Source organism: Streptomyces sp. NPDC047886 (assembly GCF_043204435.1).
Taxonomy (GTDB): domain Bacteria; phylum Actinomycetota; class Actinomycetes; order Streptomycetales; family Streptomycetaceae; genus Streptomyces.
The window spans coordinates 231,310-256,339 of the sequence record NZ_JBIDCF010000004.1 but is presented as its reverse complement, the minus strand read 5'-3'; the positions used below and the strand labels follow the sequence as shown (position 1 = coordinate 256,339).

Annotated in this window: 25 protein-coding genes; 10 read left to right on the top strand and 15 right to left on the bottom strand. The window is 73.2% G+C overall.

Features of this window, described 5'->3' with window-relative positions; translation table 11 throughout:
- Positions 1 to 10: 10 nt before the first annotated feature.
- From ACGF5U_RS16115 to ACGF5U_RS16105, 3 genes are all read right to left on the bottom strand, one after another.
- Complete coding sequence (locus ACGF5U_RS16115) at positions 11 to 880, bottom strand: alpha/beta fold hydrolase (protein ID WP_392714653.1); 870 nt, start codon at positions 878 to 880, stop codon at positions 11 to 13.
- Positions 881 to 1,035: 155 nt separating this feature from the next.
- On the bottom strand, positions 1,036 to 2,193 hold the full coding sequence (locus ACGF5U_RS16110) for a methyltransferase (RefSeq protein ID WP_392714652.1): 1,158 nt from the start codon (positions 2,191 to 2,193) through the stop codon (positions 1,036 to 1,038).
- Between the two features lie 41 nt (positions 2,194 to 2,234).
- The gene (locus tag ACGF5U_RS16105; RefSeq protein ID WP_392714651.1) at positions 2,235 to 2,672 is read right to left on the bottom strand and encodes a SnoaL/DnrD family polyketide biosynthesis methyl ester cyclase; all 438 of its coding nucleotides are present in this window, start codon (positions 2,670 to 2,672) and stop codon (positions 2,235 to 2,237) included.
- 220 nt (positions 2,673 to 2,892) lie between these two features.
- On the opposite strand from ACGF5U_RS16105, the gene ACGF5U_RS16100 reads away from it, so the two are divergent.
- The gene (locus ACGF5U_RS16100; protein ID WP_392714650.1) at positions 2,893 to 3,753 is read left to right on the top strand and encodes a class I SAM-dependent methyltransferase; all 861 of its coding nucleotides are present in this window, start codon (positions 2,893 to 2,895) and stop codon (positions 3,751 to 3,753) included.
- Here the strand turns inward: ACGF5U_RS16100 and ACGF5U_RS16095 are convergent.
- The 5 genes from ACGF5U_RS16095 to ACGF5U_RS16075 form a co-directional block, all read right to left on the bottom strand.
- Complete coding sequence (locus ACGF5U_RS16095) at positions 3,745 to 4,998, bottom strand: acyltransferase domain-containing protein (protein ID WP_392714649.1); 1,254 nt, start codon at positions 4,996 to 4,998, stop codon at positions 3,745 to 3,747. The two genes, ACGF5U_RS16100 and ACGF5U_RS16095, sit on opposite strands and share 9 nt — an antisense overlap.
- 11 nt (positions 4,999 to 5,009) lie before the next feature.
- Positions 5,010 to 6,041: a ketoacyl-ACP synthase III family protein gene (locus tag ACGF5U_RS16090; protein WP_392714720.1), complete on the bottom strand. Its 1,032-nt coding sequence runs from the start codon at positions 6,039 to 6,041 to the stop codon at positions 5,010 to 5,012.
- 83 nt (positions 6,042 to 6,124) lie between these two features.
- Entirely contained in the window at positions 6,125 to 7,351 is a 1,227-nt protein-coding gene (locus tag ACGF5U_RS16085; RefSeq protein ID WP_392714648.1) for a ketosynthase chain-length factor, read from the bottom strand.
- Positions 7,348 to 8,607: a beta-ketoacyl-[acyl-carrier-protein] synthase family protein gene (locus ACGF5U_RS16080; protein ID WP_392714647.1), complete on the bottom strand. Its 1,260-nt coding sequence runs from the start codon at positions 8,605 to 8,607 to the stop codon at positions 7,348 to 7,350. The genes ACGF5U_RS16085 and ACGF5U_RS16080 overlap by 4 nt, the downstream gene beginning before the upstream one ends.
- Complete coding sequence (locus tag ACGF5U_RS16075; RefSeq protein ID WP_392714646.1) at positions 8,604 to 8,978, bottom strand: antibiotic biosynthesis monooxygenase family protein; 375 nt, start codon at positions 8,976 to 8,978, stop codon at positions 8,604 to 8,606. The genes ACGF5U_RS16080 and ACGF5U_RS16075 overlap by 4 nt, the downstream gene beginning before the upstream one ends.
- Positions 8,979 to 9,156: 178 nt before the next feature.
- Between ACGF5U_RS16075 and fabG the strand changes: the two genes are divergently transcribed.
- Positions 9,157 to 9,942 carry a 3-oxoacyl-ACP reductase FabG gene (gene fabG / locus ACGF5U_RS16070; RefSeq protein WP_392714645.1) on the top strand — a complete coding sequence of 262 codons (786 nt, stop codon included), beginning with the start codon at positions 9,157 to 9,159 and terminating at the stop codon, positions 9,940 to 9,942.
- A gap of 195 nt (positions 9,943 to 10,137) precedes the next feature.
- Positions 10,138 to 11,085 carry an aromatase/cyclase gene (locus tag ACGF5U_RS16065; RefSeq protein WP_392714644.1) on the top strand — a complete coding sequence of 316 codons (948 nt, stop codon included), beginning with the start codon at positions 10,138 to 10,140 and terminating at the stop codon, positions 11,083 to 11,085.
- A 93-nt stretch (positions 11,086 to 11,178) separates the two neighbouring features.
- Here ACGF5U_RS16065 and ACGF5U_RS16060 read toward each other — a convergent pair whose 3' ends face one another.
- Genes ACGF5U_RS16060 through ACGF5U_RS16045 form a run of 4 tightly spaced genes read right to left on the bottom strand, consistent with a single transcriptional unit; the run spans position 11,179 to position 15,357 of the window.
- Entirely contained in the window at positions 11,179 to 11,931 is a 753-nt protein-coding gene (locus ACGF5U_RS16060) for an SDR family NAD(P)-dependent oxidoreductase (RefSeq protein WP_392714643.1), read from the bottom strand.
- 10 nt (positions 11,932 to 11,941) lie between these two features.
- On the bottom strand, positions 11,942 to 13,300 hold the full coding sequence (locus tag ACGF5U_RS16055) for an activator-dependent family glycosyltransferase (RefSeq protein WP_392714642.1): 1,359 nt from the start codon (positions 13,298 to 13,300) through the stop codon (positions 11,942 to 11,944).
- A gap of 21 nt (positions 13,301 to 13,321) precedes the next feature.
- Positions 13,322 to 14,776, bottom strand: a complete 1,455-nt coding sequence (locus ACGF5U_RS16050) for an NDP-hexose 2,3-dehydratase family protein (RefSeq protein WP_392714641.1) — start codon at positions 14,774 to 14,776, stop codon at positions 13,322 to 13,324.
- A gap of 2 nt (positions 14,777 to 14,778) precedes the next feature.
- Entirely contained in the window at positions 14,779 to 15,357 is a 579-nt protein-coding gene (locus ACGF5U_RS16045; protein ID WP_392714640.1) for a nuclear transport factor 2 family protein, read from the bottom strand.
- Positions 15,358 to 15,539: 182 nt separating this feature from the next.
- Between ACGF5U_RS16045 and ACGF5U_RS16040 the strand changes: the two genes are divergently transcribed.
- The 6 genes from ACGF5U_RS16040 to ACGF5U_RS16015 all read left to right on the top strand — a co-directional run bounded on the left by ACGF5U_RS16040 (position 15,540) and on the right by ACGF5U_RS16015 (position 21,149).
- Positions 15,540 to 15,794, top strand: coding sequence for an acyl carrier protein (locus tag ACGF5U_RS16040; protein ID WP_392714639.1), 255 nt, complete (start codon positions 15,540 to 15,542; stop codon positions 15,792 to 15,794).
- Entirely contained in the window at positions 15,791 to 16,654 is an 864-nt protein-coding gene (locus ACGF5U_RS16035) for an SDR family NAD(P)-dependent oxidoreductase (RefSeq protein ID WP_392714638.1), read from the top strand. Before ACGF5U_RS16040 ends, ACGF5U_RS16035 begins: the two co-directional genes overlap by 4 nt.
- Positions 16,655 to 16,742: 88 nt before the next feature.
- Entirely contained in the window at positions 16,743 to 17,576 is an 834-nt protein-coding gene (locus ACGF5U_RS16030) for a VOC family protein (RefSeq protein WP_392714637.1), read from the top strand.
- Positions 17,573 to 18,808, top strand: coding sequence for a cytochrome P450 (locus ACGF5U_RS16025; RefSeq protein WP_392714636.1), 1,236 nt, complete (start codon positions 17,573 to 17,575; stop codon positions 18,806 to 18,808). The genes ACGF5U_RS16030 and ACGF5U_RS16025 overlap by 4 nt, the downstream gene beginning before the upstream one ends.
- A 374-nt stretch (positions 18,809 to 19,182) precedes the next feature.
- Positions 19,183 to 20,022 carry a BTAD domain-containing putative transcriptional regulator gene (locus ACGF5U_RS16020; RefSeq protein WP_392714635.1) on the top strand — a complete coding sequence of 280 codons (840 nt, stop codon included), beginning with the start codon at positions 19,183 to 19,185 and terminating at the stop codon, positions 20,020 to 20,022.
- Between the two features lie 17 nt (positions 20,023 to 20,039).
- A complete protein-coding gene (locus tag ACGF5U_RS16015; protein WP_392714634.1) occupies positions 20,040 to 21,149 on the top strand; it encodes a DegT/DnrJ/EryC1/StrS family aminotransferase in 1,110 nt (369 codons plus the stop codon).
- 14 nt (positions 21,150 to 21,163) lie between these two features.
- Here ACGF5U_RS16015 and ACGF5U_RS16010 read toward each other — a convergent pair whose 3' ends face one another.
- The 3 genes from ACGF5U_RS16010 to ACGF5U_RS16000 are packed head-to-tail and all read right to left on the bottom strand — an operon-like array spanning position 21,164 to position 24,040.
- Complete coding sequence (locus ACGF5U_RS16010; protein ID WP_392714633.1) at positions 21,164 to 22,096, bottom strand: NAD-dependent epimerase/dehydratase family protein; 933 nt, start codon at positions 22,094 to 22,096, stop codon at positions 21,164 to 21,166.
- The gene (locus tag ACGF5U_RS16005) at positions 22,093 to 22,809 is read right to left on the bottom strand and encodes a dTDP-4-dehydrorhamnose 3,5-epimerase family protein (RefSeq protein ID WP_392714632.1); all 717 of its coding nucleotides are present in this window, start codon (positions 22,807 to 22,809) and stop codon (positions 22,093 to 22,095) included. The genes ACGF5U_RS16010 and ACGF5U_RS16005 overlap by 4 nt, the downstream gene beginning before the upstream one ends.
- Positions 22,810 to 22,828: 19 nt before the next feature.
- Entirely contained in the window at positions 22,829 to 24,040 is a 1,212-nt protein-coding gene (locus tag ACGF5U_RS16000; RefSeq protein WP_392714631.1) for an acyl-CoA dehydrogenase family protein, read from the bottom strand.
- 191 nt (positions 24,041 to 24,231) lie between these two features.
- Here ACGF5U_RS16000 and ACGF5U_RS15995 point away from each other — a divergent pair, with 191 nt between their 5' ends.
- On the top strand, positions 24,232 to 25,014 hold the full coding sequence (locus ACGF5U_RS15995; RefSeq protein ID WP_392714630.1) for a cyclase family protein: 783 nt from the start codon (positions 24,232 to 24,234) through the stop codon (positions 25,012 to 25,014).
- The last annotated feature ends 16 nt before the right edge of the window (positions 25,015 to 25,030 follow it).

The following is a 25,030-nucleotide window of genomic DNA, read 5'->3' as shown; positions in this document are numbered from 1 at the left end:
GCGGTGCTCCTCACGCCCCGGGGTGCGCGTGCGTGTGCGCGCGGATGGCGGCTGCCAGCGGCTCGTGGACGGCGAGCGGCAGGGCGTGGCCCATGCCCTCGATCTCCACGACGCGGGCGCCGGGGACGAGTTCGGCGAGGTGCCGGGCGTGCGGTGGCGGGGCGGCCGGGTCGCACATCGCCTGGACGGCCAGCGTCGGGGTGGTGACGCGGGCCAGTTCGGCGCCGCGCGACACGGGCGGCTGCGGGATCATGTGGTGCGTGATCGGCTCGTCGAAGGTGCCGGCATGGGCGATGGCGAGGAGTTCACGGCGCCGGAACTCGTCGGCGTCGAACGGGACGCCGTCCCCGTTGAGGAGCCGCCACTTCTCCACGCGGCGCTCCAGGAGGGCCTCGTCGCCCTCGACCGGTTCCTGCATCAAGGTCATCATGTCGAGGAAGCGCCGCGTGGGCAGCGGCAGCGGTCCGGTGGGCGGCTCCCCCTTCACGGCACGCTCGATGTCGGCGTCGAAGTCGACGTCGAGGGCACCGCCGAGCATCACGGTCAGGGTGAGCAGCCGCTCCGGTGCGTCCAGGGCGAGGAGCTGCCCGATGGTGTGGCCGAGCGACATGCCGACGACATGGGCGGCCGGTACCCGCCAGCCGTCGAGCACGGCGAGCGCGTCCGCGACGAGTTCGTCGTATCCGTACGGGTGCTGGAAGAAGTCGGTCTTCGTGGACCTGCCGGTGTCCCGGTGGTCGTAGCGGATGACGTGGTGTCCGTCCGCGACGAGCCGGGCGACGAACTCGTCCGGCCACGCCTTGGCGTTGAGGTTGCCGCCCATCACGAGGAGCAGGGGCGGGTCGTCGGGGTCGCCGATTCCCTCGCTCCACAGGGTCACGTCCCCGTGGGTGATCAGACGGGTGGAGGCGGGCGGCGGCGAGGAGGGGCCCCTGGGCGACGACGCGGACGAGGACGACGTCGCGGACGAAGACGGGGGCGCGGACGAAGACGGGGACGCGGACGGGGACGGGGACGGGGGCATGGCCGCTCCTCCTATTCGGCTTCCCGGCGGGCCTCGTCGGCGGGGGCCAGGACGAGGAGGGACAGGTCGTAGGGGATCGTGGGCGACGGCAGCTGCCGAACGGACTCGACCACGAGTCCGGCCGAGGCCGCGAGGCCGGCCCACTTCTCGCGGGTACGCAGGGCCCCGCCGAGGAAGACGAGCATCCGCAGGTCCAGTTCGGTGAACTGCTCGTTGAAGGAGTTCTCGTGGAGGTCGTCGCGCTCGTGCACGAGGATCCGGCCGCCGGGCGCCAGCGCCTCGGCGCAGCGGGTGAGGATGCGGACGGCGTCGTGGTCGGGCCAGTTCAGCAGGACGAAGGAGAGGATCACCACGTCGGCGGTGCGGGGCAGCGGCTCGAAGAAGTCCCCCTCCACGACGTCGATCCGGTCCGACAGGCCCTGGCCCTTCAGATAGCCGCGAGCCGTGTCGGTCGTGCCCGCCATCTCCAGCAGGGTGCCCGAGACGTGCGGGGCCTCCTTGGCGATGGCGGCCAGGAAGCCGCCCTTGCCGCCGCCGACGTCGAGGACGTGGTGGACGTCGCTCCAGTCGTAGGCTGCGGCCGGTGCGTCGTAGGCGACGTCCTGGTCGCAGGCGAGCAGCGAGTCGAACGAGTCGCGCAGGTCGGGGCGGTGGGCGAGGTCGTCGTAGAAGGGCCGGCCGTAGACCGTCTCGTAGGTGGGGCGGCCGGTGCGCACGGCGTCGAGGAGCCGGGTGAAGGAGATGTCGGCGCGGGCGACGGTCTGCGTCAGGTCGTGCCAGGCGCGCTGCGCCGCGGGATGGTCGTCGGCGAGCAGGGCACCGACCTCGGTGGGGGCGAGTTCCCCGGGGGAGGTCTCCTTCAGGATGCCGATCGCCACCAGGTGTCGTACGAGGCGCAGCAGCGCGCCGGGTTCGGTGCCGGTCCTGTCGGCCAGGGCGTCGATGGTGCGGGCGCCGGCGAGGAGGTGGTCGACCAGGCGCAGGGTCGCGGCGACCCGGACGGTCATCGGGGTGTGCAGGCTGCCGAGGCGGATCAGGGTCCGGAGCGCGTCGATGTCCTGGGGCTGGGCGGCGGCGTGCGGGTCGTCGGCGGCCGGGGGCGGTGCCGCGCCGGGGTCGGGCTCCGTCGCGGTCGTCTCCGGGTGCGTGGTGGTCGGGTCGGCTGTCATGGTGTGCTCCTGTCGTGGATCGGCCGGTACGCGGGTCCCGTTCAGGGGCGCCACCCTCCGTCCACCGGCCAGGGCTCTCCCAACTGGCGGTAGGTGCCGAGGTAGTCGGGCCAGTCGCGGTGGTCGCGGATCTTGCCGTCCACGACGCGGACGAGATGGATCTGCTCACCGGAGAACCGGCGCCCGGTGGGCGGCATACCGACGAGTTCGCCCACGTGCCGGCCGTACAGCGCGAGGCGCGCACGGACCCATTCGCCGTTCTCCTCGTAGCCGATCTCCTCCAGGTGCGCCTCGTCGGAGAAGGCGTACTTCAGCCATGCGACGGCCCCCGCGAACGCCTCCGGGCCGCGCAGGTCCGGGTAGTGCTCCAGGGCGCCCGGGTTCAGGTACTCGGGGTGAATGAATTCCGCGACGTCATCGGTCTTTCCGGTGTTGTACGCCTCGACCATGCGCCGGACGACATCGATCTGCTGACTCATACGGATTTTCCCTTCGCCCACGACGTGGAAATGTCACTCCGCCGCAATTCTCGACGCCTCGGGAGCAGTGGGACAAGGCGTCGGGGGCGGGCGCCGCCCCGTTTCCGTCCGTTCACGAGCCGGGCGTGCGGTAGGTCTCGAACCGCGCTCCAGCGGGCTTCCAGAGTGACGCGAATACTTGGGAGTCACCCCATCCCCCGACCCACGGCAGGAGCCCGGCGTGGAGGACTCGGTCTACAAACAGCAGGTGGCGCAGGCCTTTCAGCAGTCCTCGGCGCGGTATGACCGATTGGGCGTGGAGTTCTTCACGCCCATGGGGCGCCGCCTGGTGGAGCTGGCCGCTCCGGCGCCCGGGGAGCACGTCCTCGACATCGGGTGCGGCCGTGGCGCCTGTGTGTTCCCGGCCGCGGAACGGATCGGTTCCGCAGGCCGCGTCGTCGGTGTGGACATCGCCCCCGGAATGATCGAAGCGGCGCGGCGGGAAGCGACGGAAAGGGGCACCGATAATGTTGATCTACGGGTGATGGACGCGGAATTCCCGGTCTTTCCCCGCCGGTCGTTCGACGTGATCACAGGAAGCTACAGCCTGATATTCCTCCCCGACGCCGTCGGCGCGCTGGAGCGTTACGCCGGAATGCTGCGTGACGGCGGCCGGATCGCTTTCACCAGTCCGGTGTTCCGTGCCGGCGAGTTCCCTTTCCTGCCGCCGGAGTTCACCCCGCTGATTCCGCCGGACTCCCTGCGCCATCTGCCGCCCGCGTGGCAGCCGGAGGCACTGGTCCAGCGGTTCAACAGCTGGCTGGAACGCGCCGAGGACCTCGCCCGTGCGCTCGGCGGACGCGGCTACGGCGATGTCGCCGTCATCGACGAGCCGGTGCGCATGACCGCGCCGTCGAGCGAGGTGTGGGTGGAGTGGTCGCACACGCAGGGGATGCGGCTGCTGTGGCAGCACCTCCCCGACGCGGACCGGAAGGAGTTGCGCGAGCGGCTCGTCGAGGGGCTCGACGCGCTCGCCGACGACACCGGCGCCCTGGCCATCGACGTACCGGTCCGCTTCGTCACGGCCGTGGTGTCACGCTGACCCCCGCTGGGGCGCGAGCCGCTCGCCGGGGCCGGGCACGGCGGCGCCGCCGGGCGGGGCGCTGTGCCCGCGAAGTGCTTCCCTGTCGGGAACCGCTCCTCGGTCGCGGAGGGCGGTGAGGGCCGCGGCCACCGCGTCGCGGTCGGCCTCGGGCGGGCCGGGGCGCGGCGGCAGCAGCGGTACCACGGTGCCGCGCCCCGCCCGTACGGTGGGGTGCTGACGGGCGATGGTGCTCAGGCCCTGGCCCGGTCCCGCCTCCACGCAGACGGTTCCGTCGCGGCCGCCGCCGAGCAGGGCGTCGAGCGCGGGCCAGAACCGCACCGGCTCCACCGGGTGGCTCGCCCAGTAGGACGGGTCGGCGGCCAGCTGCGCGGTGAGCGGCTCGGCGCGGTAGCCGGAGTGCAGGGGGATCCTGGGGGCCGCGACGGGCGTGGCGGCGAACCGGTCGAAGGACCCGGCGGTCGCGGCGCCCAGCGACGGGCTGTGGAAGGCGGTGAGCGAGGGTACGGGCCGGCAGGTGAGGCCCGCGTCGCGGAGGGCGCGGGCGACCGCGGCGAGGGGGTCCCGGGGGCCGGCCAGGATGGTCTGGCGGGGTGCGTTGACGGCGGCCACGACGACCTCGTCGGTGACGAACGGGCGCAGGGCTTCGGCCGTCGCTGCGACCGCCAGCATGCCGCCGGGGGGTGCCGACGCGAGTCGGTCCACCCGGTCGAGGAGGAGCCCGGCCGCCGCTTCCAGGGAGAAGACGCCCGCGAGCGTGGCGGCGGCCAGCTCGCCGACGCTGTGCCCGAGCAGCGCCCAGGGGCGTACGCCGTGCTCCAGCAGCATCCGGCCGAGCGCGTGGCCGACGGCGAACAGCAGGGGCTGCGAGCGGGTGACGTGGTCGAGGGGTACGGCCGGCCGGTCGGTGAGCCAGTCGGCGCGCAACGCCTCACCCACGGCCGGGCACTTGGCTCCGGAAACCCCGTAGGCCCCACAGGCCCCGGATGCCCCGGATGCGTCGAACGCCGCGAACGCCGCGTCCATGGCGTCGGTGAACGCGGCGTCATGCCCGTACAGGCCGACCGCCATCCTGGCGTGCTGGGATCCCTGCCCGGGGAACAGCAGCAGAACCGGTGGCGGCCCCGAAGGCCCGGCCTGGACGGCGAGGCCGGCGGGGGCGGCGGGGGCGGCGGGGGCGGCAGTGACAGCGGTGACGGCGGTGTCCAGCGGACGGTTCACGGGGTGGTTCACGGGGCGGTTCACGATGGGTCTCCTCACCGGGCGGCCTCGGCGGCCGCCCACGACGGGCGTCGCAGCATCTCGACGACGGCGCACGACCAGCTGAACCCCGCCCCGACACTCACCAGCAGGCACAGGTCGCCCGCCGCGAGACGGCCCGCGGCGACGAGGTGGTCGAGCCCGGCGACGGGGTCGCCGCCGCCCAGGTGGCCGACCCGGCGGCCCCACTCCCAGGTGGTGCGGGCGGGGTCGATGTCCAGCCGGTTGAAGAAGGCCGCGTCGAGGCGGCGGCGCCCCATGTGCGGCAGCGCCACCTCGCGGATGTCGGCCAGGTCCGCCCCGGCCGCCGTCAACGCGCCCCGTAGAGCGGCGTCCTGGCCCGCGGCGACCCGCGCGACACAGAACGACGAACCGGCTTCGGCGACATAGGCCCGCTTGTGGGCGTCGAGGTCCACCGTCCGCCGCTCGTCCAGGGAGGGGGCGCCGAACGCGGGGCCGCCCCGGTGCATGCCCTCCAGGTCGGGGTCCGAGACCGTCACCAGGCTGCGCAGCCGGGCGAAGCCGCCGTCGCGGGACAGGACAAGGGCGGTGCCGCCGTCGGCGTAGACGGTGCCCGGGTCGCTGCGCCACCGGTCGAAGCCGGGCAGGCTCATCCGGTCGCCCGTGGTGATCAGTGCGGCGGAGCGGCCGGGCGCGGCCGCCAGGTAGGCGCGGGCGAGTTCCAGGGCGGCCATGCCGCCGTTGGACACCTGGCCCACCTCCATGGCCGGGCAGCGGTTGCCGACGGCGACGCGCTGCACGTACGAGGCGGGTGCCCACAGGTGGTGGCCCTGGAAGTACAGGCCGGCGTGCAGGACGAGGTCGACGCTCTCGGGGCCGGTTCCCGCCCGGTCCAGGGCGACCCGCGCGGCCAGGGCCGCCATCTCGGGCGCGGCCTCCTTGTCGGCGACGGTGACCGACCTCATGGCGGTCGTCGCGGCGAGCCTGGCGTCGCACTCCCCGGCGGCGACCGCGTGCTCGGTCGGCACGGCGGGCGGCAGCCATACGCCGGTGCCGGCGATGTACATCTCCGGCACCGCGGGCGCCGTGTCCCCGGCGTTCCCAGCGTTCCCGGTGTTCCGCGTGTTCCCGGCGTTCTGCGTCCTTCCGCTCACGGTGTCCTCCGTACGACGAGGGCGCTGTTGAAGCCGCCGAAGCCGCGTGCGACGACGAGCGCCACGCCGCCCCGGGCGGGGCGGGGGCGGTCGAGCACCAGGTCGACGGGGAGCTCGGGGTCCGCCCGGGTGACATGGGCGGTGGCGGGGACGACGCCGTCGCGCAGGGCGAGCAGCGCGGTGACCACGTCCAGCGGTCCCGCGCCCGAGTACAGCCGCCCGGTGAGGGTCTTCGGCGCGGTCACCGGCACCGCGCGGGGTCCGAGTACCGACGCGAGGGCCTCCGCCTCGGCGGCGTCGAGCGCGGGGACGGCGGCGGCGTCGGCGAACACCATGGCCACGTCCGAAGCGTCGACACGGGCGTCGTCGAGCGCCGCCTCGACGGTCCTGGCCAGGGCGGAGGGGCGGCCGGAGCCGGGTGGTGGATCGAACCCGGTGCCATGGCCCGCGATCTCGCCGTACACGGGCACGTCGCGGGAGGCGGCGCGCTCGGCCGACTCCACGACGAGGATCGCCCCGCCCTCGCCCGGGACGTGGCCGTTCGCCCGCCGGTCGAAGGGCAGATACGCGGTGGTGGGGTCGTCGGACGTGCTGAGCCTGCCCGAGGTCAGCTGGGCGGCCATCCCGTACGGGCAGAGCGCGGAGTCGACGGCTCCGGTGACGATCATCTCGGCGCCGTCCGTCACCTTGCGCCGGGCGTGCGCGATCGCGTCGAGGCCGCCGGCCTGTTCGGTGACGACGACTCCGACGGGGCCGCGCAGGTCGTGCCGGATGGAGATCTGCCCGGTGTTGACGGCGTAGAACCAGGCGAACGACATGTACGCGCTGACGTGCGCGGGCCCCTGGCCCCACAGGTGTTGCAGCTCGCGCTGGCCGAAGTCGAACCCGCCGGACGCGTTCGCGGTGATCACACCGCCCGCGAGCGGGGTGGAGGGCGCCGCGCCGGACTCGCTCATCGCCCGGTCGGCCGCCGCCAGGGCGTACTGGGTCATCCGGTCGGTCTGGGCGAGCAGCCGGCCGGGCAGGTGGTCCCTGGGGACGAAGTCGTGCACCTCGCCGGCGAGGCGAGCGGGGAATCCGCTGCCGTCGAACCGGCGCAGCGGGCCGATGCCGCTGCGGCCGTGCAGGACGGCGTCCCAGTAGGCGGCCGTGCCGAGCCCGTTGGGGGCGACGACTCCGACGCCGGTCACGACGGTGGTGCCCTTGCCGTTCACGGGTGTCACCTCTCGTAGCGGCGCAGCAGCATGGCGCTCTGGAAGCCGCCGAATCCGCTGCCCACGGTCAGGGCGCGGCGCACGGTGCGCTCGCGGGCCGTCAACGGGACGTAGTCCAGGTCGAGTTCGGGGTCGGGGTCGTGGAGGTTGGCGGTCGGCGGGACGGCTCCGTACTCGACGGCGAGCGCGGTCGCCGCGACCTCCAGGGAACCGACGGCACCGAGGGAGTGCCCGATCATGGACTTGATGGAGCTGATCGGCACGGCGTAGGCGTGCGCCCCGAGGGACCGCTTGAACGCGGCGGTCTCGTGCAGGTCGTTCTGCCGCGTGGCGGTGCCGTGGGCGTTGACGTAGTCCAGGTCCGCCGGGTCGCACCTGGCCTGGTCGAGGGCCGCGTCGATCGCGGCGGCCATCTCCGCGCCGTCGGTGCGCAGACCGGTCATGTGGTAGGCGTTGCCGCGCGAGGCGTAGCCGCCGATCTCGGCGTAGATCCGGGCGCCCCTGCGGGCGGCGGCCTCCGCCTCCTCCAGCACCAGGAGGGCGCCGCCCTCGCCGAGTACGAACCCGTTGCGGGTGCGGCTGAAGGGCCTGGAGGCGGTGGCGGGCGTGTCGTTGTGGTCGGATGTGGCCCGGATCGCGTCGAAGCAGGCCACGGTGATGGGGGCGATCGGGGCGTCCACACCGCCGGTGACCATCGCGTCGGCGGAACCCTCGCGGATCAGTTCGCAGGCGTGGCCGATGGCGTCGATCCCGGAGGTGCAGCCGGCGGAGACCATGCTGACGGGGCCCTCCGCACCGGCCAGCCAGGCGACTTCGGCGGCGATGGAGCTCGGCACGAACCAGTCGTAGAGGTGCGCGGACGCCTTGGCCGGGTCGACGACCCAGTGGCTTCCGGCGCCGCTGATGGCGACGTACTCGGACTCCAGCTTCTGGGTGCAGCCGACGGCGGAGCCCACGCACACGCCGAACCGGTGGGCGGTGGCCCCGTCGACGCGCAGCCCGCTGTCGGCGAGGGCCTCCCGGCCGGCGACCACGGCGAACTGGGCCGCCCGGTCGAGCCGCTCGGTGTCCTCCCGGGACAGTCCGGCGGCCGCCGGGTCGAAGTCGCATTCGGCGGCGATGCGGGACCGGAAGGGCGAGGCGTCGAAGGTGCTGATGGGACGGGTGGCGGTGGCCCCGGAGAGCAGGAGCTCCCAGAACGCCTTGGTGCCCGTGCCGCCCGGGGCGACCACGCCGATGCCGGTGATGACGACGCGTCGGCTCACCGCGATCCCTCCCCCGGGTCGGAACCGGCGGCGAGATCCGGGGCGACGCGGGACTGCCGGGGCCGGTAGAGCGTGGGCTCGCTGCTGCTGAGCGCGCGCAGGGCGGCGGCGTGGGCGGCGAACCCGGGGTGGGCGAGCGCCGCGCGGAAGGACGCCTCGTCCCGCCATACGGCGATGTTCACGTACCCCGGTCCTTCGCCACCGCCGTGCGCGGGTACCAGCAGCGTGTGCCAGCGGAATCCTGGCTGCCGGCGCATGAACTCGGACGTCGCGGCGAACGCGGTCTCGAAGTCCTCGGCGGAGCCTCGCAGCGTGAATCGGTTGACGAACGTGACCCCCGGGCCGCCGTCGTGCAGTCCTGGTACGGGCATCGGTGCTCCCCCTGTGCGCTCGGGCCTTCGGGGTTCGAGGCTGTGCGGGCGAACTCGCGCACCGGTGGAAGGCGGCTCGTCAAGCACGGTTCGAGCCGATGGTGTGAGCCTTGCGCTCCGTGGACGCCGTCGTCGGCGGTCCGTCGAACGAGTCGCACGACGCGTGGGAAGGAGAGCCATGTCGGACGCAGCCGACCGGGTCGCGCTCGTCACCGGGGGAACCAGTGGCATCGGGCTCGCGGTGGCGCGCTCGCTCGCCCGTGACGGGACCCGCGTGTTCCTGTGCGCCCGGGACGAGGACGCCGTCGCGAGGACGGTGAAGGAGCTCCAGGTGTCCGGCCTTGAGGTGGACGGCGCGCCCTGCGACGTACGGGACACCGGTGACGTCGACCGGCTGGTGCGCTCGGCCCGCGAGCGGTTCGGTCCGCTCGACATCCTCGTGAACAACGCGGGCAGGGGCGGTGGCGGGGTCACCGCCGAGATCTCCGACGAGCTGTGGCTCGATGTCATCGACACCAATCTGAACGGCGCGTTCCGGGTCACCAGGGCGGTGCTCGCCACCGGCGGCATGCTGGAGCACGGCTGGGGCCGGATCGTCAACATCGCCTCGACGGGCGGCAAGCAGGGCGTCGCGCTCGGCGCACCGTACTCGGCTTCCAAGAACGGGCTGATCGGTCTGACGAAGGCGCTCGCCATGGAGCTCGCGAAGAGCGGCGTCACGGTGAACGCGGTGTGCCCCGGGTATGTGGAGACGCCGATGGCCCAGGGCGTCCGCCGGCGGTACGCGGCGTTCTGGGGCGTGACGGAGGACGACGTGCTCGAACGGTTCCAGGCCAAGATCCCGCTCGGCCGGTACTCGACGCCGGATGAGGTGGCGGGCATGGTCCGCCATCTGGTGTCCGACAGCGCGGCCTCGATCACCGCGCAGGCGGTCAACGTCTGCGGCGGACTCGGTACGTACTGAACCCGCCGGCCCGGGAGCCCCCGGGTCCCGGGCGCCGGCGCGACGACGCTCGGCCACGGAGCACCGCCCCGGCCACCGCACCGCCGCACCACCGAAACCACCGCACCACCGAAACCACCGCTCCGCTGAACCACCGCTCCGCTGAACCGCCGCACCACCGAACCGCTCGCCGCACGGAACCGGAGGAGTCCAGGTATGCCCCAGTCGGCTGTCCAGGAGACCGAACACGAGATCGTGACCTCGGCCGCGCCCGCCGATGTGTACGCCGCGCTGGCCGACGCGCCGTCGTGGCCGGCGGTGTTCCCGCCGACGGTGCACGTGGACCGTGTCGAGCACACCGGAACGGCGGAGCGGCTCCGCATCTGGGCGACCGCCAACGGCGCGCTGCGCGGCTGGACCTCCCGGCGGGAGCTGGACGACACGGGACGGCGGATCCGCTTCCGGCAGGAGGTGTCGGCGCACCCGGTGGCGTCGATGGGCGGCGAGTGGATCGTCGAGGCGGCGGGCCCCGGCCTGACCAGGGTGCGGCTGACGCACGACTTCACGGCGGTCGACGACTCCGACGCCACGGTGGAGTGGATCCACCAGGCCGTCGACCGCAACAGCCGGGCGGAGTTGGCGTCGCTGCGCGCGGCGGTGGAGCGGCCCGGCGGCCCGGCGCCGCTGACCTTCGACGACACGGTGCTGGTCGCCGGCAAGTCCGGGGACGTGTACGACTTCCTGTACCGCGCCGCGCTGTGGGCGGAGCGCCTCTCCCATGTCGCCCGGATCGAGGTGAGCGAGGACGAACCGGGCCTGCAGCACGTGGAGATGGACACGCGCGCGGCGGACGGATCGGTGCACACGACGGCGTCGGTACGGGTGTGCTTCCCCGAGGAGCGCATCGTCTACAAGCAGCTGCGCACCCCGCCGCTGCTCTCCCTGCACCTGGGCCGCTGGACGATCCGGGAGCGGGAGGACGGCCGTGGTGTGGCCGTCACCTCGGCGCACACGGTGGCGATCGTCCCGTCCGCGATCGCCGGTGTGCTGGGCGAGGGGGCGACCGAGGACGACGCCCGGGCGTTCGTCCGGGGCGCCCTGGGCCGCAACAGCCTGCTGACGCTGCGGGCGGCGAAGGAGTACGCCGAGTCCCGGTCGGCCTGAACGGTCGTCCTGCCGGACGCCCTGACCAGTCGGCCTGACCAGTCGTCCCGACCAGTCGGCCCGAACGGTCGGCCCGCGACCCTCCCGGTGCGGTCAGGTGACGGACAGGCCGCCGTCGACCGCGAGCACGGCACCGCTGGCGTAGCCGGCCTCCGGCTCCGCCAGCCGTACGATCCACCAGGCGATGTCGTCGGGCCGCCCGACCCTGCGCAGCGGGACGCGGGGCCCCATCGCGTCGAGGAATCCGGCGTACTCGGGCGCGGACATCCCGGCCCGTACGCCGGCCCCGGTGTCGACGACCCCCGGGGCGACTCCGACGACGCGGACGCCGAGCGGGCCGAGCTCGACCGCCCAGGTGCGGGTGAGCAGGTCGAGGGCGGCCTTGGTCGCACCGTAGACGGCGTTGCCGGGCCAGGCGCGGCGGCCGAGCGCCCCGGCCGAGCCGACGTTGACGACGAGCCCCGAGGCGTCCTGGAGGGCGCCCAGCAGGGCCTGGGTGAGCAGGAGCGGGGCGACGAGGTTCGTGGCGACCTGGGCCTCGACGCGTGCCCGGTCGAGCCGCCCCAGTTCGCCGAAGGCGGCGACGGCCGCGTTGTTGACGAGTACGTCGACGCCGCCGAGCCGTTCACCGGCCGTCTTGGCGACCGTGTCGGGCGCGGACGGGTCGGTGAGGTCGACGGCGAGCGTGGCGATGGTGCCGTACCCGTGTGCCGTCTCCGCGAGGGCCTCGGGGGTGCGTCCGACGACGAGGACGTTGTCGCCGCGCTCGGCGAAGGCGCGGGCGGTCGCCCGGCCGATGCCGGAACCGCCGCCGGTGACGATCACGGATCGCTGTGTGTTGTCCATGGCGGTGACGCTAGAAGGCGGCGGTCGAAGGGGACTTGAGGGCCGGGCCGGGGCCGCCGTGCGCTGCGTCGGCGTCCCGGGCCCGGTGGCGGGAGCGGTGCCGGGCGGTGAGCCGTTCGAGTACGGGGACGATGTCGTTGGGGCTGGGCGTGCCGGTGATCTCGGTGCGGACCCGTTCGGCGCCCGCCGCGTAGGAGGGGTCCTCCAGCAGGGCGACGACATGGTCGCGCAGGAGTTCCGGGGAGAGCCGCCCGGCGTCCACGTACCGGCCCGCGCCCGCCTTCTCCAGGGCGAGCGCCTTCTCCATCGAGTCCCACATCATGTCGGGCACGATCAGCTGCGGCACGGCGTGCGCCAGCGCTGTCATGAACGTCCCCGATCCGCCGTGGTGGACGATGCCGGAGCAGCTGGGCAGCAGGGCGGCCAGCGGCACGAAGTCGACCGCCCTCACGTTCTCGGGGAGCGGGCCCACGCGTTCGCGCAGCTCCGGGGAGAGCGTCGCCACGACCTCGACGTCGAGACCGTCCACGGCGGCGAGCACGTCACGGGCGGCGACCGCGCCCGCTCCGGCCGCCTCGCCGAGGGAGACACCGAGGGTCAGGCAGAGGCGCCTGGCGCGGAGGGGTGGTTCGCGCAGCCAGTCCGGGAGCGAGGAGGGACCGTTGTACGGGACGTAGCGCACGGGCACGTACGGCAGGTCGAGCGGTGCGCGCATGGAGGTGGGCGTCGGGTCGATCGTCCACTGGCCGAGTACGAGTTCCTCGCCGGCGTCCCGGGCGCTGCCGCCGCACCGTTCCAGTGTCCAGCCGAGCCACTCGGTGAGCGGGTCGTCGCGGAGTCGGGCGGGCCGCTGGTCGAGGAGGGCGCGGAACGCCGTGCGGTTGCGTCCCATCTGGTCGGGGCCGAACAGCAGCCGTGCGTGGGCGGCGCCGCTGAGATGCGCGGCGACGGGCCCGGCGAGGGTGAGCGGGTCCCACACGACGAGGTCGGGCCGCCAGTCGCGGGCGAACGCGACGAGGTCGTCCACCATCGGCTCGGGGCACACGTTCTGGAACACCATGGCGGTCATGGCGGTGAACATGCCGAGCGCGTGGTCCCACGGGTAGGGGTCGTGGCGGGTGTTGCTCATGGCGAGCCCGCCGAGGTTGCGGTCGTCGTCGAAGCTGGCGTTGGCCTGCTGGGTCTCGGGTTCGAGGTCGAGCCGCTGCCCGATCCGTACGGCGGTCAGTCCGGCGCCGACGATGTCGTCGTGGATGTCGGGCTGGCTGGCGACGACGACCTCGTGGCCCGCGGTCCGCAGCGCCGAGGCCATGGTGACCTGGGCGAAGAAATGGGACCGCGCGGCGAGGGTGGTGAACAGGACGCGCACGGGGCGACTCACCTCCGGGGTTCACTGCGGCGCCATGGCCGGGGACCGCAGGGACAGGCTGTGCAGGCAGGCGACGAGCGTGCGCGCCTGGACGTTGACGTAGTGGCTGTGGCGCAGGAGTTCCGCGAGCTGGTGCAGGGTCACCCAGCGGTAGGCGTCGCCGGGCCCGCCGGCGGTGTGCGCCTCGTCGGGGGCGGCCTCCACGATCACGTACCGGTTGACGGCGTGGAAGAAGCGCCCGCCCTCCTCGGAGAGGGACACGGCGTAGCGGACGGTCTCCGGTGGGGCGGCGAGCACGGTGTCCAGGTACGGGGGCGCGGCCTCCGGCGGCAGGGCGAGGAGGCTGCGCGGGGTGCACTGCACCGTGGGGGCGATCTCCACGATGTCGGAGTAGCCGGGCTCCACGCGCGCGTGCGCCAGGACGTGCAGGACACCGTCGACGCGGCGGACGACGAACGCGGCGACGCCCTCGCCGCGGGGTTCGATCATCGGCTGGGTCCAGCCGGCCACCTCGCGGGAGCCGCCGGTGACGTCGACCGCCATGACGTCGAAGAAGTGGCCGCTCTCATGGGAGATCACGCCGTCCTTGCGGTGCCACCGGGGCAGCCCGCCGAGCGGGGCCGGGCGGGTGTGCACATCGGTCCTGGCGCGGATGCCGGTGATCCAGCTGACGATCTCCACGGTGGTGTGCAGGGCGCCGTCGGCGGCGGCGCAGGACCGGACGACCGCACGGTGGAAGTCGTCGGTGACGCCGCCGGATTCGGCGAGCGGGTGCGGACCGGGCGCGTCGGTGGCGAACGGGACGCACGCGAGGACGGTCCTGGCGTCCATGTTGACGAGGTTGTCCACGCCGAGGAGCTGGTGGAGCTGTCCGAGGGTCAGCCAGTGGAAGTCGTCGGCGAGGGGTATGTCGTCGTCGCGCACCTCGACGATCATGTTGCGGTTGCGCTTCTGGTAGAACCACGCGCCCTGTTCGGACTGGAGCACGTCGGCGACGACATGGTGCCGTGCGGTGTCGCGGAAGTGGTCGAGGTAGGGCACGGCCTTGCCCCGGTGCACTCGCGTGTAGTTGCTGCGGGTGGCCTGCACGGTGGGCGAGAGCTGGAGTCCGTTGCAGTTGCCGGGTTCGAACTTGGCCTGCATGAGGCAGTGCAGTACGCCGTCGAACTCCTTCATCAGGATGCCGAGGATGCCGACCTCGGGCTGGTTGAGGATCGGCTGGGACCAGCGTGGCACGGGCGCTTCGGGGATGTGGACGTCCAGGCCCTCGACGGTGAAGAACTTGCCGGTGCGGTGGTGGAGGTCGCCGGTGGCGCCGTCGGTGTACCAGCCGTCGAGCGCGTCCAGCGGGATGCGTTCGGTGCGGTGGGTGACGCGCTCGGTCCGCTCCGCGTACCAGGCCCAGAAGCGGTCCATACCGCCGCCGGTGCCGTCCCTCGCGGCGACGGACCGGGCGATCCTCGACGTCAGGGACATCCTCAGTCCAGCCCGTCGCGGGTGACCCGGCGGTGCCTGACCCGCCATACGCCGTCGGCCCGTACGAGGGTGTCGGTGCACACGGTGCTTCGGCGCACGACGGGGTCACCACCGCGCGGTGTCTCCAGGACGAGGGCGTAACTCCGGGCGACGACCTCGTCCGCCGGGCCGTTCTCGTTCCCGGAACCGCTGTCGTTCCCGGAACCGTTCCTGTCCGCCGGGCCGTTCCCTTCCCCGGGACCGCTGTCGTCCCCGGCGCCGTTCTCCTCCGCCGCGACCGTCCCGGCCCTCCGCACCGTCGTGACGGCGAGCATGCCGATCCAGTGCCGGCGGACGATGCCGTCGGCGGCGAACCGGTCGGTGGTGTGCCGGGCGGCCCGCGCGATGCCGGCGGCTCCGCGCACGGCGTCGGTGCCGACCTCGAACACGCCGTCGTCGGTGAACGTGCGCGCCCAGTCCTCGGCGTGCCCGTCGTCGAGGAGGTGCATCTGATGGGCGTAGAACCGCTGCACCTCCGCGTGGACAGCGGAGTCGGCGGGTTCGGTCACCGGGGTCTCGGTCTTCGTGAGCGCGTCCACCATGGTTGCCCTTCGCACGGTCGCCGGTCGGGGCCCCAAACTGACCCGTGCCCCTCGAGGCACACCTGACCAAGGGCGTTCCACCGCTGTTCGAGCGCGATTCCACGGTCGCGGCGAAGGGTGGTCGGCGCGGCCCGACGGGTCGCCGCACAGTTCACAGACCACCGGTACGGAAGGGTGCGGGGATGGCGGAGCTCAGCCTTGCCGAACTTGAGGAGATCATGCGGGAAAGCACCGGCGACGACGAACCGGTCGGGACGGCGGACGGCCGGACCCGTACGTTCGAGGAGCTGGGTTACGACTCGCTCGCCGTGCTGGAGATCGTGAACCGGATCGAGCGGACGTACGGGGTGAAGCTGCCCGAGGACCGGCTCGAAGCGGTCAGGACGCCCGAGGCGCTCGTGGGCTTCGTCAACGAGAGGCTGCGGGAAGCGGTATGACGGACGAAGCCGCTCCGGAGCGGGACCTGGCGGGGCGTACGGCCCTGGTGACCGGTGCCACGTCCGGCATCGGCCGGGCGGCCGCGCTCGGCCTGGCACACCGTGGCGCCCGGGTCGTCGTCGTGGGCCGGGACGCGGCCCGCCTCCAGGCGGTGACCGACGAGCTGACCCGGATACCGGGCCCGTCCCCCGAGGCGTACAGCGCCGACTTCGCCGAGCTCGAGCAGGTGCGCGAGCTGGCGCGGAAGCTCCGCGACCGGTACGAGCGGATCGACGTCCTGGCGAGCAACGCGGGCGGCATGTTCGCGTCGCGGACCGTGACCCGGGACGGTTTCGAGGCCACGATCCAGGTGAACCATCTGGCCGGCCTCCTGCTCGCCGGGCTGCTGCGGGACCGGCTCCGGGGCGGGCGGCTGATCCTCACCTCGTCCGGTGCGTACACCCAGGGCAGGATCGCCGCCGACGACCTGAACGGCGACCGGGCGCGCCGCTACAGCGCGGGCCGCGCCTACGGCACCTCCAAGCAGGCCAACATCCTGACCGGCCGGGAGGCGGTGCGGCGGTGGCCCGACGTCCTCGCGGTCAGCTATCACCCGGGCGAGGTCCGCACCCGGATCGGCCGGGGCACGGTGGCCAACTCCTACTTCCGGTTCAACCCGTTCCTGCGCTCCGCCGAGCGGGGCGCCGACACGCTGCTGTGGCTGGCGACGGCACCGGCCGGACAGCTCGTGCCGGGCGGCTACTACGCCGACCGGCGGCTGTGCGAGGTCGACGCCCCGACGAGCGACGACGCGCTGGCCGCCCGGGTGTGGGACGCCAGCGCGGCGGCCGTCGGGATCGACCCGGCCGGTCCCGGCTGAACCCGCGCACGACCACCACAGGTCCGACCACCACACCTCCGATCACCACGTGTACGGCAACGCGACGATCCACCGAAAGGAACCCCTTGTGACCAGGTTCGCGCCCGGAACCCCGGCATGGTTCGACCTCGGTTCGCCGGATGTGGCGGCCTCCGCGGACTTCTACAGCCGCCTGTTCGACTGGACCGCGACCGTGGTCAGCGACCCGGGCGCCGGCGGGTACACGACGTTCGCCTCCGATGGGAGGCTGGTCGCGGCGGTGGCCGAGCACCAGATCGACACCCCGTACCACCGGCCGTACGGCCCGGGCCAGCAGCACGGCATGCCGGCGATGTGGGCGGTCTACTTCGCCACCGACGACGCCGACGCGCTGACCAAGCGGGCGGAGACCGCGGGCGGCGAGATCGTCATGTCGTCCATGGACGTGATGGGCCTCGGGCGGATGGCGGTCGTCGCCGATCCGGCGGGCGCCGCGTTCGCGGTGTGGCAGAAGCTGGGTATGGAGGGCGCCGAGATCACCGGCGTGCCGGGCTCGGTCGGCTGGGTCGAGCTGGTCACCGACGACATCCCGGCGGCACGGGACTTCTACGCCGCGACGCTCGGCATGACCCCCAGGGACGTCGCCCTGGAGGGGGTCACCGACCCGGTCTGGCAGATCGGCCCCACGGCCGTGGCGGGCACCAGGGCGCTCGGCGACACGGGCGCCGTACGGGCCCACTGGGCCGTGTCGTTCGCCGTCCGGGACTGCGACGCGGCCGTCCGCCGGGCGGTCGAGCTGGGCGGCACCGTGGAGAACGCGGCGCACGACACACCCCGGGGGCGGCGCGCCGAGCTGCTCGATCCGCTCGGCGCGAGCTTCTCCGTGGTCGAGCTCGCCGACGGGTTCCCCGAGCCGGCGGGGTCGCCGGGGTCCGCGTCGTGAGCGGTGCGCCTCGGGTGGGCGTCGATCCGTTCGCCTGCCCCGTGATGTCGCTGCGGGACAAGCCCGCCGTGCACGACGCGTTCCGGGCGGCGGGCCCGCTGGTCGAGGCCGAGGCGCCGGCGGGCGGCCCGGCGTGGGTCGTCACCGACGACGTGCTCGCGCGGGAGGTGCTGGCCGACCCCCGGTTCGTGAAGGACCCGGGTCTCGCGCCGCCGTCCTGGCACGGTGTGGACGACGGCCTCGACTCCCCCGTGCCCGCCATGCGGCCGTTCACGCTGATCGCCGTGGACGGCGACGACCACCGGCGGCTGCGCCGGATCCACGCCCCCGCGTTCACTCCGCGTCGCCTCGCCGCCCGGGCGGACCGGATCGACACCATCGCGTCCCGGCTCTTCGGCGAACTCGCCGAGGCGTCGGCCGCTTCCGGTGAACCGGCCGAGCTGATCGGCGGGTTCGCGTTCCACTTCCCGCTCCTCGTCATCTGCGATCTGCTGGGGGTGCCCGTCACCGATCCGAGGATGGCGCGGGAGGCGGTGAGCGCGCTGAAGGCGATCGGTCTGGGCACGGCGGGCGACACCGAGCCGGACACGTCGGCGCTGGAGGGCCTGCTGATGCGGGCGGTGGCAGCGGCCCGGGACGGTGCGGCGGACACGATGACGCGGGTGCTGTACGAGCGCGCGGTCGCGGAGTTCGGAGACGTGTCGGACGAGCAACTGATGTACATGATCACCGGGTTGATCTTCGCGGGGCATGACACGACCGGCTCGTTCCTGGGGTTCCTGCTCGCCGAGGTGCTGGCGGGCAAGCCGCCCGTGGACGCCGACGACGCGGCCGTGTCCGACTTCGTGGAGGAGGCGCTGCGGTTCCATCCGCCCGTGCCGTACACGCTGTGGCGGTTCGCGGCGACCGAGGTGACGCTGGCCGGTGTCACCCTGCCGCGCGGGGCGCCCGTGCTGGTGGACATCGAGGGCGTCAACACCGACGCCCGTCTGCACGACGATCCGCACACCCTGCGCCCCGAGCGGGCGTCCCACCGGCGGCTCACGTTCGGCGACGGGCCGCACTACTGCATCGGGGAGCAGCTGGCCCAGCTGGAGTCCAGGACGATGATCGGGGTGCTGCGGCGCGAGTTCCCCGGCGCCCGGCTGGCCGTGCCCTACGACGAACTGCGCTGGAGCCGCCGGGGGTCGCAGACGGCACGGCTGACCGAGCTGCCCGCCTGGCTCGGGTGACCGGCCGCCGGTCCGCGCGCGACCGCCGTCCGCCACACGACCGCCGGTCCGCCGGCCGCACGACCGACCACAGGACCGCCGCACAACCGCCCGTCCGCCGCACAACCGCTCGTCGCGCTGCCCGCGGCGAGCGGTTCGCCGTGGGGCGGATGGGCACGGGGCCGTGATCCGGCACCCGTACGGCGGGAAATGAATTTCCCATGGCCTGGTATGACGAATTCATCCCAGCACATGCCGGACACACTTTCGCATCGTGAACTCCCCTGCGAGGATGGAGCCATCGCAGGTGGTGCCCGGAGGGAACCTCCGGCGCACCGGGACGATAATTCCGACGCGGCTGTTCGCACCGGGACGCTACCAAGGGAGCACCGGCCATGCAGATCAACATGTTGGGCCCGCTTTTCGCACACGAGAACGGCATCTCCATCACTCCGATCGCCCGAAAGCCCCGGCAGGTCTTCTCGTTGCTCGCGCTGCATGCGGGCGCCGTGGTGAAAGTGCCCACGCTGATCGAGGAGTTATGGGGCACGCAGCCTCCGGCCAGCGCCCTGACGACCCTTCAGACGTACATACTCCAGGTCCGCCGGGGGATCACGGTGGCCCTCGGCGCGAGCCACAACGGCCCCGCCAAGGACGTCCTGCGCACCTGCTACGGCGGCTACGTCCTGGACGTCGAACCGGCGAGCACCGACGTGTACGCGTACGAGCGGCTCGCGGACGCCGGCAAGCAGGCCTTCGAGCGGGGCCGCCTGGAGGCCGCGTCGTCCCTGTACCGCCAGGCCCTCGGCCTGTGGCGGGGTGACGCGCTGGTGGACGTGCACGCCGGCATGCGGATCGACATGGAGGTGGCCCGTCTCGAGGAGAGCCGACTCGGCGTCCTGGAGTGCCGGGTGGAGACCGATCTGCGGCTGGGCCGGCACGCGAGCCTGCTGCCCGAGCTGTCCGCGCTCACCGCCCGGCACCCGATGCACGAGAACCTCTGGGCCCAGTTCATGATCGCGCTGCACCGTTCGGGCCGTACGAGCCAGGCCCTGGAGACCTTCATCAAGCTGCGCAGGACGCTGGTGAGCGAACTGGGCGTGGAGCCGTCCGCCCGTCTCCAGCATCTGCAACACGCCATTCTCCGCGCGGATCCGGTCATCGACCGATTCGGCACGGAGTCACCGGCCTTACCCGCCACCGCGTTACCGACGACCGCCACTCTCGGCGCGTAGAGGAGCCAAGGATTCTCGTGTCCACCTACGTCTGGCAATACCTCAACGAATACCGTGACGAGCGCGCCGACATCCTCGACGCGGTGGAAACGGTCTTCTCGTCCGGCCGGCTCATTCTCGGGGAAAGCGTCAGCGGTTTCGAACGGGAATTCGCGGCCTTTCACGGGCTGCCGCACTGCGTCGGGGTCGACAACGGCACCAACGCGATCGTGCTCGGGCTGCGGGCCCTCGGGGTCGGTCCCGGCGACGAGGTCGTCACCGTGTCGAACACCGCGGCGCCGACCGTGGTGGCCATCGACGCGGTCGGCGCGACACCCGTCTTCGTGGACATCCGCGCCGATGACCAGCTCATGGACACCGAGCAGCTGCGCGCCGCGATCACACCGCGCACCCGGTGCCTGCTGCCGGTGCATCTCTACGGCCAGAGCGTGGACATGGGGCCGGTGCTCGCCGTCGCCGCCGAGCACGGCCTGACGGTGCTGGAGGACTGTGCGCAGGCGCACGGCGCACGGCGGCACGGCAGGCTCGTCGGCACGTTCGGGGACGCCGCGGCGTTCTCCTTCTACCCCACCAAGGTCCTCGGCGCGTACGGCGACGGCGGCGCGGTGGTCACCCGGGACAAGGACACCGACGGCAGTCTGCGGCGGCTGCGCTACTACGGGATGGAGCGGCAGTACTACGTCGTGGACACACCCGGGCACAACAGCAGACTGGACGAGGTGCAGGCGGAGATCCTGCGCCGCAAGCTGCGCCGGATCGACGCCTATGTCGAGGGGCGGCGGGCCGTCGCCCGGCGCTACGAGGAGGGTCTCGGCGATCTGCCCGGACTGACGCTGCCCGTCCTCGCCGAAGGCAACGACCACGTCTACTACCTGTACGTGGTCCGGCACCCGGAACGGGACCGGATCATCGAGGCGCTGACCGCGTACGACATCCACCTCAACGTCAGCTACCGGTGGCCGGTCCACACGATGAGCGGGTTCGCGCACCTGGGCGTCCCGCGAGGGGCGCTCCCGGTGACCGAGCGGCTCGCCGACGAGATCTTCTCGCTGCCGATGTACCCGTCGCTGCCGGCCGACGAGCAGGACAAGGTGATCAACGCGCTGCGGGAGGTCGTCGGCCGCTGAACGGGGCCCCGGGCTCATCCGGCGGGAGTTTCGGCGGACGCGTGCCACATCGCGTGCACCGAGTCCCGCAGGCCGATCCGGGGCGACCAGGCCAGCAGGGTGCGGGCGCGCCCGATGTCGAGGCGCGTCCAGTCACCGCCCTTGCTGCGCACGGGCGCGTCGTGCCGGTCGATCCGGTGCGCGGGGAAGGCGGCCGCCTCGACGAGCCAGCCGACCAGGTCGCCGATGGGCACCGCGTCCCCGCGGCCGATGTTGACGACGAGCCCGCCGACCCGGGCCCGGCCGGCCCGTACGGTGGCGGCGGCGACGTCCCGTACGTCGATGAAGTCCCGCCGCGCGTCGGCGACGCTCAGCTCCAGCCGCCCGTCCCGTGCGAGCGCGTCCCGGATCCTGAGCATCAGGGCGGCGAGGAAGCTCTCCCTCGGCGGATGGGGGCCCGACATGTTCGCCGCGCGCAGGACGACGGCGTCCAGGGACCGCTCCCGCGCCGCGTCGAGGACGGCGCGCGAGGTCGCGAGCTTCACCCGGGCGTACGGGGTGACCGGCGCGGGCTCCAGGTCCTCGCGCAGCAGCGTCCCGTGCGGGACGGGCCCGTACTCGTGTACGGACCCCATGTGGATGAGCCGGGGCCGGTGCGGAACCAGCGCCAGCGCGTCCAGCAGCCGGTTCACCAGGCGCAGGTGCGAGTAGGTCATCTCCTCCTCGGTGTCGCCCCAGCCGCCCGCCGCGTTGACGACGACATCGGCGGGCGGTGCGGTCAGCGTGGCGGCGATCCGGCGCGGCTCGGCGGCGGCGAGGTCCAGGGCGGTGAACGGATGGCCGTTCAGGTGGGGCGCCCGGCGGCGGGCCACCCCGTGCACCTGCCAGCCCCGTTCCGCGTAGGCGGCGCACACCTGCCGTCCGACGCTGCCGGTGGCGCCGAGCACCACGACCCGGCCGGCGCTCACCGGTCCAGGCCCCGGTGCGTGTCCCGGTGCGGATAGCTGTGCGGGTCCCGCGTGTCCCGGTGCGTGTCCCGCTCGGGGTCCGGGCCGGGCTCGTGGTGACCGGCCCCGGGCTCCGGCCACAGCGCCTGTTCGACGGCCAGGCACGCGGCGTACTCCGGCAGCGTGCCCGCCCGTCGCGCCTCGTCCAGGGTGGGAGCGGCGCCGTCCCGCGCGGACAGCAGCGGCTCCAGGCCCTCGGGCAGCGGCAGGTCGAGTGCGGGATCGAGGGCGGACAGGGCCAGTTCGTGGCGTGGCACGTACGCGCCGGAGAGCATGTACGACATGACGGTGTCGTCTTCCAGGGCCAGGAAGGCGTGCCCGACGCCGACCGGGAAGTAGACGGCCCTGAACTCCACCGGGTCCAGGACGACCGAGTCCCAGCGGCCGTAGGTCGGTGAGCCGACCCGGACGTCCACGACGATGTCGAGGGACCTGCCCCGGGCGCAGTAGACGTACTTGGCGGTGCCCGGCGGGGTCACCGTGTAGTGGATGCCGCGCAGCACACCGCGCCGCGACCGGCTGTGGTTGGTCTGGCGCACCGGGAAGAGGGGATGGCCGAGTGCGGCCGTGAACCCTCCGTCCTGGAAGGGTGAGACGAACAGCCCCCTGTCGTCCGGGAACACCTCCGGGCTGAAGACGAACGCGCCTTCGACGGCCAGTTCGCGTGCTTTCATCACTGTCCCTCCCGGTGCGCTACTCCGCCGCCAGCGCCGCGTCGCTGAGGTGGTCGACCCCGTCCACGACGTTGTACGGGTGCATGAAACCGCCCGCGCGCACGTCCCGGTACATCCGCGACAGCGGATGGGCGTTGCTGTAGGCGACGCCGCCGACGAGCGTCACGCAGTCGTCGACGATGGCGACGGCGTCGCGGTTCACCAGCAGTTTGGCGTACTGGAACGGCAGCATCATCGCCCGGCCGCGCGCGTCGAGATCGCCTTCCAGGTCGTCGGAGAGCCGGTCGGCGCCGGTCAGCGCGGCCGCCACCGCGGCGCGCAGCCCGTACAGCCGTGCGTCGGTGTGGGCGACGATGGTCCGTACGGCGGCGGGGGCGGGGCCGCCGCGCCGCCTCAGCGTCGCCACGGCGATGTCGCGCGCGGCCTCCGCGATGCCGAGGTAGATGCCGAGCATGGCGATCGAGCTGACGGTCTGGCCGGCGAGGGCCGCGTCGTCGCGGCGGCCCAGCAGGCCGCGCCGCAGGACGGAGGCCGCCGGGACGCGGCAGCCGTCGAAGACGATGTCGACGCTGCCGGAGGAGCGCATGCCCATGCCGTCCCAGTCGTCCAGCACGGTCAGCCCCGGCGTGGAGCGGTCCACCACGGGCGCGGCCAGCCGGACCGGTTCGCCGTCGGCGCCCGGCAGCCGCGCGGACACCACGAAGTGGGTGGCGATGCCCGCCATGCTGACCAGCGTCTTGCGCCCGTCGAGGCGGTAGTCGCCGTCCTCGGTCCGGGTGAGCACCGTCGTACGGCCGGCGTCCTTGACGGCGCCGCACACCACCGCGTCACCGGCGCCCATCCGGCGCAGCAGGCCATCGGCGAGGGTGCGGGCCGGCGGGTCGCCGTGCCGCCACTCGTAGTCCAGGGTGAGGCCGCGGCTGAACTGCATGTGCAGGGCGAGCGCCACACCCGCGTCGGCCTTGGCCACCTCGCCGAGCGCGAGCGCGATGTCGTACATGCTCCGGACCCCGAGGCCGCCGAACCCCTCCGGGACGGTGGCGCCGAGAACCCCGTCCTTCCGCATCGCCTCGAACAGGTGCGCGGGGAACGTGGCCGTGCGGTCGTTCTCGCGGCTCTCCTCGGCGATCGCCGGTGTGTGCCGCCGCAGCAGGTCGAGAAGCCGCCGCCCGGCCGGGGTCACCGGCGTGTGCGAGCCGTTGCCGGCGGGGGACGTGGGTTCTTCGGGCATGAAGGCCTCCGGCGAGACTGCGCGTGTTGTCGATGCCGCGAGGGTGCGGCGTGCTGGGTCCTTCCCCAGGCTCCGTGGAGCGCGTCGAGGCCGGCTGGAGGAGGGATACGGGCGCCGTGGTCCACCGGTGCTCCGGCTGCCTTCGAGGGCCCGCCACTGTGCTGTGGGGACCGTCGACAGAGGGAGCCGTCGTGCGCATCGTGGACATCTCAAGTCCGGTGGACGCCTCGGCGTGGGAACCGGACCGGGTCGAGCACGAGATCCTCGGCCCCCGCGAGGGCGCGCTGCACATGAGCGAGGAGATGCGCCGCCACTTCGGGGTCGAGTTCGATCCGGACGAGCTGCCGGACGGCGAGTTCCTGTCGCTTGACCGGCTCTCGCTGACCTCCCACACAGGGACGCACGTGGACGCGCCTTCGCACTACGGGTCGCGCGCGTCGTACGGCGACGGCAGGCCGCGCGACATCGACGAACTGCCCCTGGAGTGGTTCTTCGGACCCGGCCTGGTGCTCGACCTGTCCGGGTGCGAGGGGCCGACGGCGGGCGTGGCGCAGATCGAGAAGGAGCTCGCCAGGATCGGACGGACACCACGGCCCGGGGACATCGTGCTGCTGCACACCGGGGCGTCGGCGTGGGCGGGGACGCAGCGCTACTTCACGGACTTCACCGGTCTCGACGGGCCGGCCGTGCACCTGCTGCTGGACTTCGGGATACGGGTGATCGGCACCGACGCGTTCAGCCTCGACGCGCCGTTCGGGGCCGTGATCCGGCGCTACCGGGAGACCGGCGACCGGTCGGTGCTGTGGCCGGCGCACGTGGCGGGCCGGAGCCGGGAGTACTGCCAGATCGAGCGGCTGGCCAATCTCACCGCCCTGCCGGGCAGCGGTCACGGTTTCCGCGTCGCGTGCTTCCCGGTCAAGGTCAGGGGAGCGGGAGCGGGGTGGACCCGCGCGGTCGCCCTCGTCGAGGAGTGAACGTGCGCCGGGCCGC